Origin of the sequence: Anaerococcus sp. AGMB09787, assembly GCF_022808955.1 — a bacterium.
In the GTDB taxonomy this organism is placed as follows: Bacteria; Bacillota; Clostridia; order Tissierellales; family Peptoniphilaceae; genus Anaerococcus.
Map to the genome: position 1 here is coordinate 137,162 of NZ_JAKZEY010000012.1, position 20,153 is coordinate 157,314.

The following is a 20,153-nucleotide window of genomic DNA, read 5'->3' on the forward strand; positions in this document are numbered from 1 at the left end:
AAATTATGAAAAAAACAAAAACAATTTTATTAACTGCGCTAACACTATTTGGTTTAGCAGCATGTGGTGGTGGACAAGGTAATGAAGCACCTGCTAATGAAGGATCAGGTGAAGCTCAACCAACAGAAACAGCAGAAAGCACAGAAACTGCTGAAACAACAGAAGGCGGTGGAGACTTTGCTGGTAAGACTTTAAAGGTTGCAGGTCTTGACGGTGGTTATGGTACTGATGGTTGGAACGCTGTAATAGCTAAGTTCGAAGAAATGACTGGAGCTACAGTAGAAAGTAAATTTGAGAAAAACATCTCAGAAGTACTAAGACCAGAAATCCAATCAGGAAATACACCAGACGTAATTTATTATTCAGTTGGTGCTGCAGATTCTCTAACAGAAACAATGGTTAAAGAAAAGATGGTATCAGATATATCAGACTTACTTGACAAACAAGTTCCTGGAGAAGAACAAACAGTTGGCGAAAAACTTATACCAGGATTCGCTGATACTTTCGTAACTAACCCATATGGTGATGGCAAAACTTACCTAGCACCATTATTCTATTCACCATCAGGACTTTGGTACAACAAGGCTATGTTTACTGAAGGCGGTGGAAAATATGAACTACCTACAACAATGGAAGAATTTCTAGCTCTAGGTAAAGAAGCTGAAAAAGACGGTGTTCCATTATTTACTTATCCAGTAGCTGGATACTTTGATACTTTCTTATTCTCACTTGCTTATGAAGTAGGTGGAAGTGAACTATTTGATAAGCTAATGAACTATGATCCAGAAGCTTGGAAGAACGAAGCTACTCCAATGTTTGAAGTAACTGGTGAAATCCTTAAATATTTAAACCCTAATACAGTATCACAAGCTAATAACGAATCATTTACTCAAAACCAACTTCAAGTTATGAAAAATGAAGCGCTATTCATGCCAAACGGTTCATGGGTAGTAGGAGAAATGGCTGATGCAGAAGGCGTTGCAGATGGATTTGAATGGGGCTTCATGGCTATGCCATCTTATGAAGGATCTGATAGATATGCATTCTCATTCTTCGAACAAGCATTTGTTCCAACAGATGCTCAAGAACCAGAACTTGCTAAAGAATTCTTAGCTTACCTATATTCTGATGAAGCTGGTAAATTATTTGCAGAAAATGGTGGAGCTATTCAACCAGTTCAAAACTATAACGACTATATCACAGATGAACAATCAAAAGTTTACTACTCAGTATATGATGATGCAGTTAAACCTGCCTTAGGTTCATGGGCTGCAGCTCCAGTAGTTGAAGGTGTTGATATGCACAAGGCACTATTTGATACAATTAATTCTGTAGCTACAGGCGAAAAAACTATAGAAGAATGGCAAAACGAAGTAGTAGATGCTGCTACTAAAATTCATGACGCAATCGAGGCTGAAAAATAATTAATAGTTAATGTGTGTTTAGCGGGGCTTAAGGGCCCTGCTAAATTTAAAGATTGGAGACCTTAATGAAAAACAGTAAAGAAAAGAAAAGATTTATAATATTAGGATTACTTCCAACTTTTCTTTTGTATATAATTTTCGAAATTTATCCAACTATAAACGTATTTAAGGATTCTCTTTACAAGACCGGTGGACTTTCTGGAAATAAGACTTTTGTCGGACTTGATAACTTCAAGATTTTATTTAAAGATCCCAACTTTGTAAAGGCCTTCCAAAATACAATTTTCTTAATAGTTGTGGTTACCATATTTACCATATTTAGTGCTATCATATTTGCATCTGTTTTAACTAGGGAGAATTTTGCTGGAAGAAATATTTTTAGGATTATCCTTTATATCCCTAATATTTTATCTATAGCAGTAATAGCTTCCATATCAGCTGCAGTTTTTGGTATGGACCAAGGTTTGATTAATGGATTTTTGAGACTGTTTAATCCTGATTCCTATCAAAATATTCCATTTTTGGGTGATAGAAATTTAGTAATGTATTCGATAGCCTTTGCTATGGTTTGGCAAGCTATAGGTTATTATATGGTAATGTATATGTCAACAATGAGCCAAATTCCTGAGCAATTATATGAGGCAGCTAATCTAGATGGTGCTGGCAAGGTAAGACAATTTTTTGATATAACCCTTCCACTAACATGGCAAACTATCAGAACTACATTAACATTTTATATAATCTCAAATATTAATATAGCCTTCCAATTGATTAAGGCCCTAACAGGTGGTGGACCTGATGGAGCATCATTAACTCTACTAAACTACCAATACGACCAAGCTTATACAAACTCAGCCTTTGGTTATGGATTGGCTATAGGTGTAGTAGTATTCTTGTTCTCCTTTGTTCTTGCAGCTATTGTTCACAAGACCACTAAGAGAGATGTAGTACAATACTAGGAGTTAATATGAAAACAAATGATAAATTATTTAAAGTATTTATATTTATATGTTTGTTGCTGATAGCTTTGTCAATTATAGTACCAGTTGGCTGGGTATTTATAGCATCACTTAAGACAAACTCTGAATTTTATGCAAATCCTTGGGCTTTACCAAAAAGTTTTTATTTTGAGAACTTTGTAGATGCATGGCAAAGTGCTAACATGGGGGACTATTTCCTAAACTCTGTTATAGTAACAGCCCTAGCCTTGATAATCCTACTTGCTATAGCGCTACCTTGTGCTTATATTCTAGCTAGGATGGAATTTAAGGGTAAAAAGTTTGCTACAGCCTTTATGAATGCTGGCTTATTTATAAACCTATCTTACATCGTAATTCCGATATTTATTATGCTAAGAGATGGTAACAAGCTTTTAAATAATACTTTTTTAGCAAATATTTTTGGTAATGGATTTTTGATGAATAACAGGCTAGTTCTAGCTATTATATATGCTTCAACAGCGGTACCTTTTACAGTGTATCTCTTAAGTAACTTTTTCTCATCAATATCTAAGTCCTATGAAGAAGCAGCTTATATAGATGGAGCATCTTATTTTAGAACTATGATAGATATAATTATTCCTATGGCAAAACCTGCTGTAATTACAGTTATTTTATTTAACTTCTTGTCCTTCTGGAATGAATATATCTTAGCTTTGACAATAATGACAGACTCATCTATGAAAACACTACCCGTAGGTTTAATCAACCTCCAACAAGCTGCTAGAGGTGCTGCAAACTACGGTAGACTTTATTCTGGTCTTGTACTTGTTATGTTGCCAACTTTAATTATGTACATTTTGGTACAAAAACAACTAACTGAAGGAATGATGGTAGGAGGAGATAAAGGTTAATGATGGATAAAAAAAGAGGAAGATTAACTCTTCCAAGTGAAGAGAATTTTTATGATGAAACGCTAGAAATGCTTGATAAGCTTGGAGCTGATGCTATCAGAGATAGTGATGGTACCAAGTTATCTGAGGATATTAAAGATATAGAAGATGTTGACATATATACAACATTTTTCACAGCTAGGGATTTAAATGAATTTGCTGAAGGTAATAAGTTTGAATGGTCAAGATACTATCTTCTAAGTGATTTTACTACTGCTACAAGTGAAGAAACTGAAATAAGTTTTATGGAAAAGTATTATAGTGAGCAAATAGAACCTGACTATGATCATGATCCAAAAGAGTGGTGGGAAGTAATAGATAGGACTACTGGAGAAGTGGTGGCCAATGACTTATGGCAAGTAGATAGGCAAAATAATATAGCGACTATAAAGACTATTCCCTTCCATGTCTACACTGTAACCTTCTTAGCTTATGGAAAATGGGACCCAGTTCAAATGTATAACTACATTACAAACGACTGGAAAAACAAAGAACACCATATCCCAATAGATGTTAGATTTGATAAGTCTTCTACTTATATGGAAGAGAGACTAGAAAAATGGTTACAAGAAAATCCTAAGACAGATGTTGTAAGATTTACTACATTTTTCTATCAATTCTCCCTAGTCTTTAATGAAAAGGCCCTAGAAAAATACGTAGATTGGTTTGGTTACACAAATTCTATATCTCCTGAAACTATGATAGCTTTCGAAAAGGAATACAGATATAAGCTAAGACCTGAAGATATAGTGGATGAAGGTTATTATAATTCAACCTTTAGGATCCCATCTAAGGCATACCTAGACTACATTGATTTTACTCAAAAATATGTAACTCAAAAGGCCAAGAGACTTGTTGATCTTGTTCATAAATATAACAAAAAGGCCTTGATGTTTTTAGGTGATCACTGGATTGGAACTGAGCCTTATGGTAAGTACTTTAAGGATATAGGTCTTGATGGAGTAGTAGGAAGCGTTGGTGATGGAGTAACCTTGAGGCTAATAGCTGATATAGATGTAGGATTTACTGAAGGTAGATTCTTACCTTACTTCTTCCCAGATGTCTTTTACGAAGGAAATGATCCAACAATCGAAGCAAAGGATAATTGGGCGAAGGCAAGACGTGCCTTAGTAAGAAAGCCATTAGATAGAATAGGCTACGGTGGATACCTATCACTTGCCTACAAGTTCCCTGACTTCATCGAATATATTAGTAAGGTTGCTGATGAATATAGGGAAATCTATGACACAGTTAAAGAAGATAAACCTTATACTAAGGCCAATGTTGCTATATTAAATAGCTGGGGCAAGATTCGTACATGGGGACCATATATAGTAGCCCATGGTAAGTGGTATAAGCTATGCTATTCATATATAGGTATTACAGAAGCCCTATCAGGTATTGATGTCGATGTTAGATTCATTAATTTCGATGACATTAAGGATGGAGTTCCAGAAGATATTGATGTAATCATCAATGCTGGAGATGCTTATACAGCCTTTTCTGGAGGAGATGCATTCTTAGACCCAGATGTAGTAAGTAGCTTAAGAAAGTTTGTCTACAATGGTGGAGGATTTATAGGTGTTGGAGAGCCTAGTGCAATAGATAAGAACGGTAGATTCTTCCAATTAGCAGATGTAATGGGAATAGATGTTGAAAGAGGTTTCTCTCAATCAACGGATAAGTATTTCACAGACACTACTGACAAGCATTTTATAACTGAAGATTTGAATAGTGAACTTGAACTAGGGGAAAATAAACCAAATGTTTATGCTATATCTGAAGATACTCAGATATTAGAATATAGTAATCATGAAGTCCATATGGCAGCAAATGACTTCGGTAAGGGTAGGTCTTTCTATATAACAGGTCTTCCATATTCAGCCCAAAACACCCGTTTACTTGAAAGAGCAATCTTATATGTTAGCCACAAAGAAGATGAATTAAAGAAGTATTTTGCAGAAGATTACAACCTAGAAGTTGCAGCTTTCCCTAACTTGGGAAAATATTGTGTATTAAATAATTCGAATAAAAAAATCACTTCCAATATTTATGACAAGGACGGCAATAGCAAAGAGATTACTATAGAACCTAGTGATTTGATTTGGATCGAGGAGTAGTATGGATTATTATAAAAAACAAAAAACTCAAACCTTCGGAATGGTTCTACTATTTGTAATTGGAACTATCCTCCAATTTGTTGGCCACAATGGCGAAGGTTACAAATATTTATTTATTCAAATGATTTCACTTGTTATACTACTTTTAGTCTTGTTTTTATATAACAAGAAACACAGTTAAAAGGAAAAGATGGTTTAAATGGCAGATTTAAGTTTAAAAAATATTTATAAAATTTACGAAAATGGATTTGAAGCTGTAAAAGACTTCAACTTAGAAATTAAGGATAAGGAATTTATAGTATTTGTAGGACCTTCAGGTTGTGGTAAATCAACAACCCTAAGAATGGTAGCAGGTCTTGAAGATATTTCTAAGGGAGATCTTTACATTGATGGCAAGAGAGTAAACGATGTTGAGGCAAAAAATAGGGATATAGCTATGGTTTTCCAAAACTATGCTCTTTATCCTCAAATGACAGTTAAGGAAAATATGTCCTATGCCCTAAAGCTTGCAAAAACTCCAAAAGATGAGATAGACAGAAAAGTTGCAGATGCAGCAAAAATACTCGGTCTTGAACAACTTCTAGATAGAAAACCAAAAGAACTATCAGGTGGACAAAGGCAAAGGGTTGCCCTAGGTCGTGCTATAGTTAGAAATCCTAAGGTATTCTTGATGGATGAGCCTTTAAGTAACTTGGATGCTAAACTTAGGGTTCAAACTAGATCTGAGATTGCAAAACTTCACGATAGGTTACAAACTACCTTTATCTATGTAACCCACGATCAAACAGAAGCTATGACAATGGCTGATAGAATAGTTATAATGAACCAAGGAGTTATCCAACAAGTAGATACTCCTACAGAATTATATAGACATCCTAGCAACCTTTTCGTAGCAGGCTTTATAGGTTCTCCACAAATGAACTTTATAATTTCTGTTGTAAGCAAGGAAAATGACAAGTACTATGTTTATAATGATTCCTTTAAGTGGGAAATTTCTCAAGAGGAAGGAAGAAAGCTTGAAGAAAAATCATATATAGGTAAACAAATTATTGTAGGTATTAGACCAGAACATATTAACTCAACCAGCCAAGATGGAAGGCTACCAGTTAGTGGTAATGTCTACTTCACAGAATTACTTGGTAGTGAACAATATGTTTATCTAAACTTTGGTAAGGAAAAACTTATAGCGAAACTTACAAACGAAGATTTTGTAGGTAGAAATGAAAATATAACCCTATATATTGATCCTACTAAACTTCATTATTTCGATATAGAAAGTGAAGTAAATATCTTGAATGAAAAGACAAACTAGAAGAGGTCTTAAATGAAAAATATTTTAATAACAGGAGGAGCTGGATTTATTGGAAGCCATGTAGCTTTGGAACTATTAGATTCAGGTTATAATGTTATAGTTTATGATAACTTAAGTAATTCATCAGAAGAATCACTAAAAAGAGTTGAAGAACTTACCGGACTTTCAATAAGTTTCTATAAGGGTGATATCCTTGATACTAATCATGTCAAAGAAGTCCTAGAGAAGGAAAAAATCGAAGCTGTTATTCACTGTGCTGCCCTAAAGGCGGTTGGTGAATCTGTTAAAAAACCACTACTTTACTACCATAACAATATTACAGGTACACTTTCCTTATTGAGTGCAATGGAAGAAGTCGGTGTAAAAAACATAATATTCTCATCATCTGCAACAGTCTATGGAGATCCAGAAACTGTTCCTATCACAGAAGATTTTCCTAAAGGGGCACCAACTAACCCTTACGGATGGACTAAGTCAATGATGGAGCAAATTATGACAGACCTCCATACAGCTGATCCAAATTGGAAGGTAATTCTACTAAGGTACTTTAACCCAATAGGAGCCCATAAGAGTGGTAGAATAGGTGAAGACCCTAAAGGAATTCCAAACAACCTCTTGCCTTATGTAACCCAAGTAGCAATTGGCAAACTTCCTTACCTCCATGTATATGGAGATGACTATGATACCCACGATGGTACAGGTGTAAGGGACTACATCCACGTAGTTGACCTTGCTAAGGGACATGTTAAGGCAATAGATAATCTAGATAAGCTAACAGGTGTAGAGATATTTAACCTTGCAACAGGACATGGATATTCTGTCCTTGATATTGTTAAAACCTTCGAGAAGGTAAACGGAGTAAAAATCGAATACAAAATTGAAGGAAGACGTGAGGGAGATATAGACGAAACCTACGCAGATGCAAGCAAGGCAGAAAAAGTTCTAGGATGGATCTGTGATAATGGTCTTGAAGAAATGCTAGAAGATTCTTGGAGATGGCAAAAGAATAACCCAAACGGTTATGAAGAATAAATTTAATCGATCCCTATATTAGGGGTCGATTTTTGGTTTATGAAATTTATAACTTTACCAAGTAAATAATTATTATAAAATGAATATCTATCAAAACTTTTAAGTTAATATATTTTTTTACGTTTATATTAATCTAATTTTGTGGTATAATATAAGAGGAATATAATTCCGCTAGGAGGTGAATAGATGTTTAATGGTATCAACCCAATTGTCATTCTAATAACTGTCGCCTTCGTATTGCTAGCCTTTTATCTTGGATACCTATATAGAAAAAATATAGGGGAATCTAAAATAAGTTCTGCTGAAGAACTCAGTAGGAAGATATTAGAAGATGCTAATAAAGAAGCTGATTCCTTAAGGAATGAAACTCTTCTTGAAGCTAAGGCTGAAATCTCTAAATTAAAAAGTGAAAACGAAAAACAATTTCAACAAATTCGTTCAGAACTTAATATAAGAGAAAGCCACCTTCTAAAAAAAGAAGAAAGTCTAGACAATAGATCTTTGTTAATTGACAAAAAATCTGATCAAATCTCTAGTGATCAGAAAAAGTTAAAACAAAAAGAAGACAGAATTGACAAACTTATTGAAGAACAACAATTGGAGCTACAAAACATCGCTGGACTCACCAACCAAGAAGCTAAAGAAATAATTCTTAAAAATGTAAAAAATGATACGATTCACGAATCAGCTAGACTTATAAAGGAAGCTGAAGAAAAAGTAAGATCTGAAAGCAAGAAAATCGCCAGAGATATTCTTGCAACAACTATTCAAAGGTACGCTGCAGATGCAGTTGCTGAGAATACAGTTTCAGTTATTTCTCTACCCAACGATGAAATGAAGGGTAGAATTATAGGACGTGAAGGAAGAAATATCAGAGCCTTTGAGCAAGCTTCAGGAGTAGACCTAATCATAGACGATACCCCAGAAGCGGTAGTTATTTCATCCTTTGACCCAGTTAGACGTGAAGTAGCCAAGGTTGCATTAGAAAGCTTGATCCAAGATGGTAGAATTAATCCATCAAGGATTGAAGAAATGATTACCAAGGCTGAAGATGAAGTTGAACAAAGAATTATAGAAGATGGACAAGAAGCTGTAGAAAAGGCCGGTGTTATTAATTTACATCCTCAACTTGTCAAATTAGTTGGTAAGATGAAATTTAGAACTTCATACGGCCAAAATATCCTAAAGCATTCTGTTGAAGTTGCCAACCTATCAGGCATGCTTGCCGAAGAAATCGGAGCTAATGCTCAGATAGCAAGGCGTGGAGGACTCCTTCACGATATAGGTAAGGCGATAGATAGGGAACAAGAAGGAACCCACGTAAGTTTAGGTGTAGAAGCCGCCACTAAGTATGGAGAGAATAAATACGTAATAAATGCTATTGAATCTCACCATGGTGACGTAGAACCTAACTGTGTAGAATCTATCTTAGTTCAAACAGCTGATGCTATATCTGCAGCTAGACCAGGCGCTAGAAGAGAAAGCTTGGAAAAATACGTTAAGAGACTTGAAAATCTTGAGGGAATCGCAAATTCGTTTGATGGCATCGAAAAATCATTTGCCCTCCAAGCAGGTAGAGAACTCAGAATTATGGTTAAACCTGATAGAATTTCAGATGATGAGATGGTTGTAATTGCTAGAGAAATTGCACAAAAGATTGAAAGTGAATTAGAATACCCGGGAGAAATAAAAGTCAACGTTTTAAGAGAGTCAAAAGCGATAGAGTTTGCTAAATAATTAAATGTTAAACTAGGCTGCCTAAGGGCGGCCTATTAAAATACTAAAATTTATTCACGGAATTTAATTGGAGTTTTATATAAAGCTTATATTTTATATCATTATAAATTATACGTAATAAATGATTGATAGACTTTTTTATTAATAGGCTTTATTAGATATAGTTAACTCGGATATAAGTTTCGTGGTCAAAAATTTTATGTGTCTATTAATTACCTACCAATAAAATAAATACTAAGAATAAGATCTCAAATTTTGTACATTTTATACGAAATTAATTATTATTTATGAGAAAACAAATTACAGAATAGTTATATGCGGTGTATAGCGATTTTAATTTTTAAGTATAGACTAGTACCAAAAAAATTTTAAAACCGCTTAGAAAGCAAAATACGAAGGATAAAAATATAATCCTTGCGAAAATAATCTGTTAATAGTGGTTTTATAAAAAAATAGACTTTGCATTGTTTGAGAATTATAAGAAGGGTAAACTAAGATTTCGGCATAAAAATTATATCCGAATTTAACAGGTGAAGCAAGTATTTTCTATTATCGCTTTATACCATGTAAATCGTCCGGAGGAGAGATACTTTTACAAATAAATTATTGCACAAAATAATAATTTTGTGAAATAATTTGAAAAGCTTATATTTTTTAGTATAATATCTATAGAATCAAGGTTAAAGAAAGTTTTGGTAATTTATGGAAGCTAAAAATATTAATAACCAAGAAAATAAAATAGAATTTATTCCCCCTACCTTGGTTAGAGACTATCTAAACTATCTAAAGTCTATTAGAGCTCTATCACCATCTACTATTAAGGAATATTCTTATGATTTGACAGTATTTTTGGAATATATGCTTGCACGAAAGTTTTATAATGAAAATTTGGAAGAATTTTTTAAGGAATTCGATCCTAAGACTATAGATACAAAGATAACCCCTAAATTCCTAGAAAATATCTCCATTCAAGACTTTTATGCCTACCTATCCTACCTTGATAATGAACGTAATGATAGCCCAACAACAAGAGCTAGAAAAATCTCTGCTCTTAAGTCGTTTTATAAGTACCTCTACCAAGAGATTGAGGTAATTAAGACAAACGTTCCAAACAAGCTATCAAACCCCAAGATTAGTCAAAGACATCCCGTATATCTTACAAAATTTGAGGCAGAAAAGCTCTTGCATACCGTTAAAGAGGAAAAGAATGACTTTCTAAGGGCTAGGGATCTAACGATTATCTTTACCTTCCTAACAACAGGCATGAGGCTATCAGAGTTAGTTTCAATTAATGTAAATGATATATCATCAGATCACTTTAAGATAATAGGTAAAGGTAATAAGGAAAGAACCATTTACCTCACCGATGCTTGTATTAAGCTTATAAATGATTATATAGGTGTAAGAAAAGAATATTTGAAGGAACAAGAAGTAGATGCCCTCTTTATATCAACCCACAAAAAGCGTATGGCTAACAGGTCTGTCCAAGCTACCATAGATAAGTATCTAGAAAAGGCCGGCTTTGATACAAGTACCTATTCAACCCACAAGCTTAGACACACAGCAGCAACTCTAATGTATAAGTATGGTCATGTTGATATAAGGGCTTTAAAAGACATCTTAGGCCACGCCAATGTATCTACAACTCAAATCTATACTCACTTAGACGAAGAAGACCTCAAGGAAGCGGTAAATAAAAATCCTTTATCAAATTTAGATATATAAAAAGCGTAAACTTAGATAAGGAGTTTACGCTAAAGTTTTTCTATATAAAATTATTTTTCTTAAAACGGTCTAGGACTACCTTTAGGGCAAGCTTACCATGGTAGTAATTTAAACCACCTTGGAGGTAAACTGTGTAGGGTTCACGAATTGGTCCATCAGCAGATAATTCGGATGTTGCGCCCTCTACAAAGCCACCAGCTGCCATTATTACAGGATCCTCGTAGCCAGGCATTGGGTAGGATTCTGGTATAAAGTTTGAATCAACGCTACACGCATCTTGGATAGCCTTACAGAATACCTTGATCTTCTCTCCATCCTTAAGCTCTATAGCTTGAACTATATCAGATCTAACATCATCCAATCGAGGAATAGTGTTATAACCTAATTCTTCAAAGGCAGCAGCAAATAGAAGTGCTACTTTCATAGCTTCCTTTACTATGTGAGGGGCAAAATATAAGCCCTCTGCTACTAGTCTACTAGTACCAAAGCTAAGGCCTTCGTCCTTGCCTATACCAGGAGCTGTTAGTGTATTGGCGCAGTAATCTATTAGCTTTTGCCTACCACAAATATAGCCACCGGTAATGGCTAGGCCTCCACCAAGATTTTTAATCAATGAGCCTGCTAGTATATCAGCACCAACTTGACTTGGCTCAATCTCTTCTGTAAATTCCCCGTAGCAATTATCTACAAACACTATAGTCTTAGGATTTATAGTTTTAATCTCATCTATGGCTCTTTTTATTTCATCAATTGAAAACGCCCTTCTTTGAGTATAACCTGTTGATCTTTGGATCAGGCAAATCTTAGTATCATCTGTTAGCTTCTCTTTAATCTTATCATAGGCAATTTGGGAATTGGTATCCAAGGGAATTTTATCATATAAGATGCCCCTTTCCTTAAGGTTACCAGCCTTATCTCCGGCTATACCTATGACTTGTTGCATAGTATCATAGGGCTCATCAGTTATTGATAAGATTTTATCTCCCTTGTTGAGTAAGGCATAAAGAACGATAGACAAGGCGTGGGTACCTGATACTATACTAGGTCTTACTAAAGCCGCTTCTGTATCAAATATATCTGCAAAAATCGCCTCAATTTTATCAGCCCCAATATCACTATATCCATAGCCTGTCCCACTATTAAAATCAGTAGTTTCTAAGTTATTACTTTTAAAGGCCCCGAGCACCTTCATTTGGTTAAACTCAGCTAGGTCTTCTAAGTGGTCAAACTTCTTTCTTATTTTAACTTCGCAACTTTTTATAAAATCATCAAAATCATTATCTAGCTTATATATTTCGTTTATCTTGCTATAATCCATAAAATTCCTTTATAATACTCAATATAACATCGCTTGCATCATTTTTGTCTAAATTATCCATCTTGATTTGGTAGGTAAAAGGATATTGTAAGTACTTCTTCATCCATGTTATTTGTCTCTTAGCATAATGTCTTGTATTTTTTTGAATAAGATCAAGCATAGCCTCATAGTCCACATCGCCATTAAGATACTGTAGGACTTCCTTGTAGCCAATTGCTGCCATAGACTGGGAGTCCTTATTTAAAGAAAATACTTTCATTAGCGTTTTAACTTCATCCAAAAGACCAGCTTCTAACATTTCTAATACCCTTATGTTAATCCTATCATAGAGGATATCCCTATTGTCATAATTTAGGAAAAATATTAAAGGATCTATATTTTCCTTTAATTGATTGAGTCCTTTCCTAAGCTCTGAGGGCTTCTTGCCAGTTAATTCATATATTTCAAGAGCCCTTATTATCCTATTTTCTTCGTTGGGATGGTACTTCTTTGCAGTCTCTTCATCGATTGAAAGTAACCTCTCATAAAGGAATTCAGAGCCTTTGTCATCAGCTTGTTTTTTGAGGTCATTCCTTATATTTTCGTCTTTTTCGACCCTGCCATAGTTCATATCAAAAAGTAGAGAATCTATATAAAATCCAGTACCACCAACAACAATAGGAATCTTATCTTCACTATTTAATTTTCTTACTAGGTCATTAGCAGACTCAGAAAAATCATTGACTGAGAAGTTTTCATCTGGGTTAACTACATCTAGTAAATACTGATTCACAGAGCTAGTATATAAAGTTTTATTTGTACCAATATCCATAAATTTGTACACTTGCTGGCTATCAGCGGATATAATTGATGAATTTAAGGACCTAGCCAAATTTATTCCAATATCACTTTTACCTGAGGCTGTCGGTCCAGTAATAATTATAATTCTATCTTTCAAAATATTTCTCCAAATCATTGACGCCTATCTCGATCATGGTTGACTTTCCTTCAAAAGTTTTGTAGGGGTTAGGTGAATTAAATAGGCTTTCTAGGAAACTTTCAGCCTCTTTCTTGCCTATCCTATCCCCTCTTTTAAATGATAATTTTCTAACAATCCTTGAAAGGTCCTTTTTTATATAATCAATATCCTTCTTATAGTCAATATCAATAAAGTCATAGATTAATTTTGAATCTAAATTACCATCAAAGAGAGCTGGTATTCCCCTTATAACTATCGAAGTATCAGATAGGACATCGGCATCAAAGCCAAGTTTTGCTATTATTTCCTTCTGTTCCTTGAATTTTTCTATATCTTCTTCCCTTAGATTGAGGATTTCTGGAAGCAAAAGTATTTGTCCATTAACCCCACTTGACTCAAACTCTTCAATAAATCTATCGAAGTTTATCTTCTCTGAGGCCCTACGGTGGTCAAGTATCAAAAGCCTATCTTTTTTCTCAAAGATAGAAAACCTTCTAAATATTGAAGTCTTGTAGGTAAAATCAGCTTCTTCTAAGAAAGTATCTTGACTAATATCATTAGCTATATTCTTAGCTTCTTTTTGATCTACTGCGTGAGTTTCCATATTACCTAACAAGTCTATATTAGGATCAAAAAAGTTAGAATCTTCTTTAGTATCTTCTCTTCCATAACTATCTTCCACCCTTTCTCTAACTAGACTATTGGTCTTGTTATATTTTTCTAATAGGTCCTCATAAGAAGAAAAGTCTAGGATAGCTTCTTTTTTCTCTTCTGCCTTAATTGATTTAGGATCCTTATTGGTAGAAAGCACAGCATTGATTTCTTCATCTATTAGTGTAGTCAAATCTTCTTCGTAGGTGAATTTCACCTGTCTCTTGGCTGGATGGATGTTCACATCGATATTTTTCGGATCAGTTGTCACAAAAACAAAAAATGCAGGATACCTATTTTGCGGGATTAAGGACCTATAGGCTAGCTCAACTCTATCTCTAATTAGCTTATTATCTATTAGCCTACCATTGACATATATATATTGGAGGGACCTGTTACCCCTATAGTAGTTAGGACTAGTTACATAGCCAGATATCCTATAGGACTCGTTTTCTCCGTCTATTTTTATAAGGCTATCGGATAAGTTATCATCGAATAAGGATGCTACCTTACTTACAAGATTATCATTTTTATTTGTAGCAAATTCTATATTATCATTCTTGATATACTTAAATGATATATTCTCATTACCTATAGCAAGGGCGTACATTAACTTTGTTATAGCATTTGACTCTAGGTTATCAGACTTTAGAAACTTACGTCTAGCTGGTAGATTACCAAATAAGTCCTCAACTATAATACTTGTACCAGTATTGGTTGCTATACTAGAAAGCCTAGGTTGGCCATTATCAAAGACTATCTTTGATCCAATTATTTCATCAGGAGTTTTACTTACTGCGCTAACCTTACTTACAGTTACAATACTCGCTAGGGCTTCTCCCCTAAAGCCTAGGGAATTAATCTCATATAAGTCATCAAAATTATGAATCTTGGATGTAGTATGTTTCTTAAAGGCAAGGACTAATTCATCAGATTTTATTCCTGAACCATTATCAGTAACCCTGATGTAGGTCTTGCCACCATTTTTAATCTCGACAACTATCTTATCACTACCTGCATCAATTGAATTTTCTACCAATTCCTTTATGATTGAAACAGGAGATTCTATTACCTCCCCTGCCGCTATTTTTTCAATTGTATTTTGATCTAATTGTATAATTGCCATTATAAGCGTCCAATCTTTTTAACAAGCTCATTTAATTCATTCATGGCTTCTATTGGTGTTAGGGAATTTATATCGATACTCGCTGCCTTTTCTTTAATTTCGCTAAGGCCCTTGTCTTCTATTTCTTTGAGGGATGATGTGATTTGTTTTTCCTTATCCATATCAAAGATATCATCTCCAGAATCTAGTTTTTCCATAATAAGCTTGGCATCATCGATTATTTCATCATCAAGCCCACTTAATTTGGCAACTTCAATCCCATAAGACCTATCAGCCTTCCCCTTAGAAATTTTCCTTAAAAAGACTAGGTTATTATTTTCTTCAAGGATATCTATTTTGAAATTTTTGACATTAGAGAGGTCTTTTTCTAATATAGTTAGTTCATGGAAGTGGGTCGCAAAGACAGTCTTCGCTTTCTTGTTTTTACTCAAGTATTTAACAAGGGCCATGGCTATAGACAAGCCATCATTGGATGATGTTCCCCTTCCCACTTCATCTAGGATAATGAAGCTATCTTCACTTGCATTGGCTAGGATATTGCTAACCTCGTTCATCTCTAGCATAAAGGTAGATTCACCCTTAGAAATATTATCGCTTGCCCCCACCCTCGTGAAGACTTGGTCACACACAGAAATATGAGCCTTGCTTGCTGGAACAAAGGATCCTATTTGAGCAAGGATAATAATAAGTGCCATTTGCCTCATATAGGTAGACTTACCTGCCATATTAGGCCCTGTTATTATCTGGATTAGGTTATCCTCTTCTCCTATGTCTGTATCATTTGCTATAAATTCATTTTCATTTAGGTTATTTTCTATAACTGGATGTCGACCGTCCTTTATCTTTATAATATTATCAGTAGTAATAACAGGCCTCACATAATTATTGGCCTTGGCAAGCCTTGCGAAGGTATTTAGGGCATCAATCCTAGCTATCATCTTGGCTAAGCTTTGGAGCTTGCTAGTATTTTCTAAGATAAAGTTTCTTACCCCTTTAAATAATTCATACTCGAGGTCATTTACCCTATCTTTTCCTGATAGTATTAGGGTAGAAATCTCTTCTAATTTTTCTGTAGTGTATCTTTCTTGGTTTTTAAGGGTTTGTTTTCTAATATAAGTATCAGGTACCTTGTCTATATTGGTTTTGGTTACTTCTAAGGAGTAGCCATTATTTTTGTTATAGATTATTTTTAAGGTCTTGATACCAGTTACTTCTCTTTGGTCATTTTCATAGGCTAGTAATTCCCCTTGGGCATCCGTAGCTGATTTTTTGAACTTATCTAGGCTCTCGTTATAGCCTTCTTTTATTATGCCACCCTCGCTAATGCTCATAGGAGGATTATCAATTATTGCCTTATCTATTAGGTCATAGATATCTTCAATATCCGGAATATTTTCACCTAGGTCTTTTATAAGATCGTTTGGTGATTCCATTAGAAGGACCTTGAGTTTTGGGATATTCCTTATGGAATTTTTGACACTTATAAAGTCTCTTCCATTAGCTCTCTTATAGGATATTTTTCCTAGGAGTCTTTCTAGGTCATAGATATCAGATAGGATATTTGATACATTCTTAGATAAGATATTATCTTTATAAAAGGCTTCAACAATTGATGCTCTTCTATCAATCTTGTACTTATCTATAAGGGGTCTTTCTAGAAATTCGTTTATTAGCCTTGATCCCATTACCGTATCTGCCTTATCTAGGACACTTATAAGGGAATTATCTCTCGTATTAGTGCTGAGGTTCTTAAATAATTCCAAATTTTTGGCAGTTGATGCTGCAAGATCCATATAGTCAGATATTTCAAGTATATCGAGATTATTGATATGGACAAGGTCCTCCTTATAGTACTTGTAGATATAGTCAATTAGGTTAGCAAGGGATAAGATAGAAAGCCTCATATTAGAAACTTTTTCTAGGTTATTTTCACCCAAATGATCTCTAACGAGCTCTGCCCTTTCTAATAGGTTTTGACTTTCTTCAATATAATTTATAAAAATCTTCTTCCTATCAAAATAATTTATGAGGTCCTTATCAGATAAATCCCTATTAGCTAGGATTTCTGATGGTTTAATTTTTTCTATTTGGTCAATTGCCTTCTTACCCAAACTAGAAGATAGTCCCTTTATTTCAAGGCTTACTAGTTTACCAGTACTTATATCACAGTAGGAGATTGCTATACCATATTTATTTTGATATAAAGATAAGAGGTAGTTATTTTCTTTTTTATCTAAACTTTCTAAATCTGTTATTGTACCAGGAGTTATCACCCTAGTTATAGCTCTTTTGACAAGGCCCTTTGCTTCTTTTGGATCTTCTATCTGATCACAGATAGCTACCTTATAGCCATTTTTTACAAGCTTAAAGGTATAGTTGTCTATTACATGGTGGGGTACTCCACACATGGGAGCCTTCTTCTCATGACCGCTATCCTTTCCTGTTAGGGTTAAGGATAAGACCTTGGACATTATTACTGCATCTTCAAAAAAGGCTTCGTAGAAATCCCCCACCCTATAGAGAAGAATTGCGTCTACAAAGTCTTTTTTGACATCAACATAATGTTTTAACATAGGAGAAAGTTTTTTATATTCAAAATTATCGTTCATATAAAATCCTTGTTTCAAATCTAAACTTAATTAGTCTATACTTATAACTTTAACATCATTTATCCAAGAAGATTTACTGTCGCTTTGGCTATCTATTAGACTTATCACACCCATAGACATATCGTATTCCTTGTTAGGCTTATCATTAATCTTGAAAGTAAGGATTACCCTATCTACTTCTAGGGCTATGGATGTTGGAAATGTACTTATAGATCCCTTAGAATCTTCTATAAAAAGATTAGGAGAATTATTTACTTCATATCCCAAGTCTTGCAAAAATTTTTCTAGGGATATGCCTGTAATTTTTATATTCTCAAGACCATTATTTAATCTTACATTAGTGGTAGTTGTTTTCATATTTCTTATTTCTTTAAGTGAAAAAGACTCTTGCTTGTTAGCCTGATCTCTTATTATGATTATTTCATCATCAAAATCCCTTAAGGAATAATTTCCAATGAACTTACCTACAAAGCTAAAAGAAAAAATAAGTAAAATTATACCAAGAATTACAAGGATAATATTATATTTATTTTTCTTGACTCTTTTTTTTATAGACTTATTCTTTTTCATTACTCACCTGTAGATCCAAAGCCCTTGTTCCCCCTTTGGGTATCACTTAATTCGTCTACTTCTTCTATATCACATCTTAAGTAGGGTATCAAAACTAATTGGGCTAGTCTATCACCATTTTCTATTATTTGATTATCCTTACCGTAGTTATAGATGAAAGTAACTATCTCTCCCCTATAATCGCTATCTATAACGCCAACAGTATTTGCAAGCATTAGGTGTTTTTTGACCCCTGTTGATGATCTTGGATAAACTGCTCCAAAATACCCATCAGGAATTTCTACACTTACACCTGTATGAACCTTGACAGTTTCTCCTGGTTTAACTGTAATTGGCTCATCAGTATAGCAGTACAAATCAAGACCTGCTGCACTATCACTACCGTATGTTGGCTTCTTTGATTTTACTATCATTTTTAATTTCTTATTAGTCATATATCCACCTTTTCTCTAAATACTAATATACTAATTTTGCCATAATTTACAATAAAAGCAAATGGGCCACAAAATTTTACAATTGATATTTCCCCAAAATCAATTATAATGTAATCATTGAAATAAAGTTTTATGGAGTGATTATATGAAATTAGGAATCGTTGGTTTACCTAATGTAGGTAAGTCTACATTATTTAATGCCATTACAAAAGCTGGTGCCTTGGTTGCAAACTATCCCTTTGCAACAATAGACCCAAATGTTGGTTTGGTAAATGTACCGGATAAAAGATTAGATGTCTTAGCTGAAATGAGTAAGAGCAAGAAGATAGTCCCTGCAACAGTAGAATTTTATGATATAGCTGGTTTGGTTAAGGGAGCTTCTAAGGGTGAAGGTCTTGGTAATAAGTTTCTATCTAATATTAGAGAAACTGATGCTATAGTTGAAGTCCTAAGGTGCTTTGAAGATCCAAACGTAACCCACGTTGATGGATCAGTTGATCCTCTAAGGGATATAGAAACCATCAACCTTGAGTTAATCCTATCTGACCTTGAACTAGTCGATAAAGTCTTAGAAAAAAGAGAAAAGATTGCAAGGTCTGACAAGAGCGCTCGAGCTGAAGTAGACCTTCTAAAAAGAATAAAGGAAGTCCTAGAAGAAGGAAAATCTGCTAGAGTTCTAGACCTAAAGGATGAAGAAGTAAAGATGCTTAGGGCCTACCAACTACTTTCTTCTAAGCCTATTATCTATGTTTGCAATGTGAATGAAGAAGATGCAGCAAGTGAAGGTGAAGGCAATGCCTATGTAGATAAGGTTAGAGAATTTGCCAAAGAAGAGGGTGCTGAAGTTAGTGTAGTATCAGCTAAGATAGAAGAAGAGATTTCTCAAATTGACAATGACGAAGAAATAAATGAATTCTTAGAAATGATGGGTCTTAGTGAATCTGGAACAGATAAGGTTATTAGGGATTCATATAGGACATTAAATCAAATTTCCTTCCTAACTACAGGCGAAATGGAAACTAGGGCTTGGACTATACAAAAGGGAACTAAGGCAGTCGATGCAGCTGGCAAGATCCACTCAGACATTTCTAGAGGATTTATCAAGGCAGAGATAGTTTCTTATGAGAATTTAGTTGACCAAGGCTCCATCCACAAGGCCCAAGAAAATGGACTTTTGAGAATGGAAGGCAAGGACTATATCATGCAAGACGGTGATGTAGTTAACTTCAAGTTTAACGTTTAATAT

15 protein-coding genes are annotated in these 20,153 nt (G+C 34.4%); 9 read left to right on the top strand and 6 right to left on the bottom strand.

The genetic code is table 11. The features are described 5' to 3' along the window. The first annotated feature begins 5 nt into the window (after nucleotides 1-5). The 8 genes from MUN42_RS04175 to MUN42_RS04210 all read left to right on the top strand — a co-directional run bounded on the left by MUN42_RS04175 (nucleotide 6) and on the right by MUN42_RS04210 (nucleotide 11,241). Nucleotides 6-1,424 (top strand): carbohydrate ABC transporter substrate-binding protein, encoded by a 1,419-nt coding sequence (locus MUN42_RS04175; RefSeq protein ID WP_243343140.1) that lies wholly within the window; start codon nucleotides 6-8, stop codon nucleotides 1,422-1,424. Nucleotides 1,425-1,489: 65 nt separating this feature from the next. Beyond that, nucleotides 1,490-2,383, top strand: a complete 894-nt coding sequence (locus tag MUN42_RS04180) for a sugar ABC transporter permease (RefSeq protein WP_243343141.1) — start codon at nucleotides 1,490-1,492, stop codon at nucleotides 2,381-2,383. An 8-nt stretch (nucleotides 2,384-2,391) separates the two neighbouring features. Beyond that, complete coding sequence (locus MUN42_RS04185; protein ID WP_243343142.1) at nucleotides 2,392-3,276, top strand: carbohydrate ABC transporter permease; 885 nt, start codon at nucleotides 2,392-2,394, stop codon at nucleotides 3,274-3,276. Beyond that, a complete protein-coding gene (gene gnpA, locus MUN42_RS04190) occupies nucleotides 3,276-5,435 on the top strand; it encodes a 1,3-beta-galactosyl-N-acetylhexosamine phosphorylase (RefSeq protein ID WP_243343143.1) in 2,160 nt (719 codons plus the stop codon). Before MUN42_RS04185 ends, gnpA begins: the two co-directional genes overlap by 1 nt. A 199-nt stretch (nucleotides 5,436-5,634) precedes the next feature. Next, nucleotides 5,635-6,747 (top strand): sn-glycerol-3-phosphate ABC transporter ATP-binding protein UgpC, encoded by a 1,113-nt coding sequence (ugpC, locus tag MUN42_RS04195; protein WP_243343144.1) that lies wholly within the window; start codon nucleotides 5,635-5,637, stop codon nucleotides 6,745-6,747. A 12-nt stretch (nucleotides 6,748-6,759) separates the two neighbouring features. Then, the gene (gene galE / locus MUN42_RS04200; RefSeq protein WP_243343145.1) at nucleotides 6,760-7,779 is read left to right on the top strand and encodes a UDP-glucose 4-epimerase GalE; all 1,020 of its coding nucleotides are present in this window, start codon (nucleotides 6,760-6,762) and stop codon (nucleotides 7,777-7,779) included. A 186-nt stretch (nucleotides 7,780-7,965) separates the two neighbouring features. Continuing rightward, nucleotides 7,966-9,516 (top strand): ribonuclease Y, encoded by a 1,551-nt coding sequence (gene rny / locus MUN42_RS04205; RefSeq protein ID WP_243343146.1) that lies wholly within the window; start codon nucleotides 7,966-7,968, stop codon nucleotides 9,514-9,516. Between the two features lie 702 nt (nucleotides 9,517-10,218). After that, a complete protein-coding gene (locus MUN42_RS04210; protein WP_243343147.1) occupies nucleotides 10,219-11,241 on the top strand; it encodes a tyrosine recombinase XerC in 1,023 nt (340 codons plus the stop codon). Nucleotides 11,242-11,281: 40 nt separating this feature from the next. On the opposite strand, the gene MUN42_RS04215 is transcribed toward MUN42_RS04210, so the two are convergent. The 6 genes from MUN42_RS04215 to dut are packed head-to-tail and all read right to left on the bottom strand — an operon-like array spanning nucleotide 11,282 to nucleotide 18,907. Then, complete coding sequence (locus MUN42_RS04215; RefSeq protein ID WP_243343148.1) at nucleotides 11,282-12,559, bottom strand: methionine gamma-lyase family protein; 1,278 nt, start codon at nucleotides 12,557-12,559, stop codon at nucleotides 11,282-11,284. Further along, entirely contained in the window at nucleotides 12,549-13,496 is a 948-nt protein-coding gene (miaA, locus tag MUN42_RS04220) for a tRNA (adenosine(37)-N6)-dimethylallyltransferase MiaA (RefSeq protein WP_243343149.1), read from the bottom strand. Before miaA ends, MUN42_RS04215 begins: the two co-directional genes overlap by 11 nt. Further along, complete coding sequence (gene mutL / locus MUN42_RS04225; RefSeq protein WP_243343150.1) at nucleotides 13,486-15,294, bottom strand: DNA mismatch repair endonuclease MutL; 1,809 nt, start codon at nucleotides 15,292-15,294, stop codon at nucleotides 13,486-13,488. Before mutL ends, miaA begins: the two co-directional genes overlap by 11 nt. Then, nucleotides 15,294-17,903 carry a DNA mismatch repair protein MutS gene (gene mutS, locus MUN42_RS04230; protein WP_243343151.1) on the bottom strand — a complete coding sequence of 870 codons (2,610 nt, stop codon included), beginning with the start codon at nucleotides 17,901-17,903 and terminating at the stop codon, nucleotides 15,294-15,296. Before mutS ends, mutL begins: the two co-directional genes overlap by 1 nt. Nucleotides 17,904-17,933: 30 nt before the next feature. After that, nucleotides 17,934-18,473 (bottom strand): hypothetical protein, encoded by a 540-nt coding sequence (locus MUN42_RS04235; RefSeq protein WP_243343153.1) that lies wholly within the window; start codon nucleotides 18,471-18,473, stop codon nucleotides 17,934-17,936. Continuing rightward, on the bottom strand, nucleotides 18,473-18,907 hold the full coding sequence (gene dut, locus MUN42_RS04240; protein WP_243343154.1) for a dUTP diphosphatase: 435 nt from the start codon (nucleotides 18,905-18,907) through the stop codon (nucleotides 18,473-18,475). The genes MUN42_RS04235 and dut overlap by 1 nt, the downstream gene beginning before the upstream one ends. 145 nt (nucleotides 18,908-19,052) lie before the next feature. Here dut and ychF point away from each other — a divergent pair, with 145 nt between their 5' ends. Beyond that, the gene (gene ychF / locus MUN42_RS04245) at nucleotides 19,053-20,150 is read left to right on the top strand and encodes a redox-regulated ATPase YchF (RefSeq protein WP_243343155.1); all 1,098 of its coding nucleotides are present in this window, start codon (nucleotides 19,053-19,055) and stop codon (nucleotides 20,148-20,150) included. The last annotated feature ends 3 nt before the right edge of the window (nucleotides 20,151-20,153 follow it).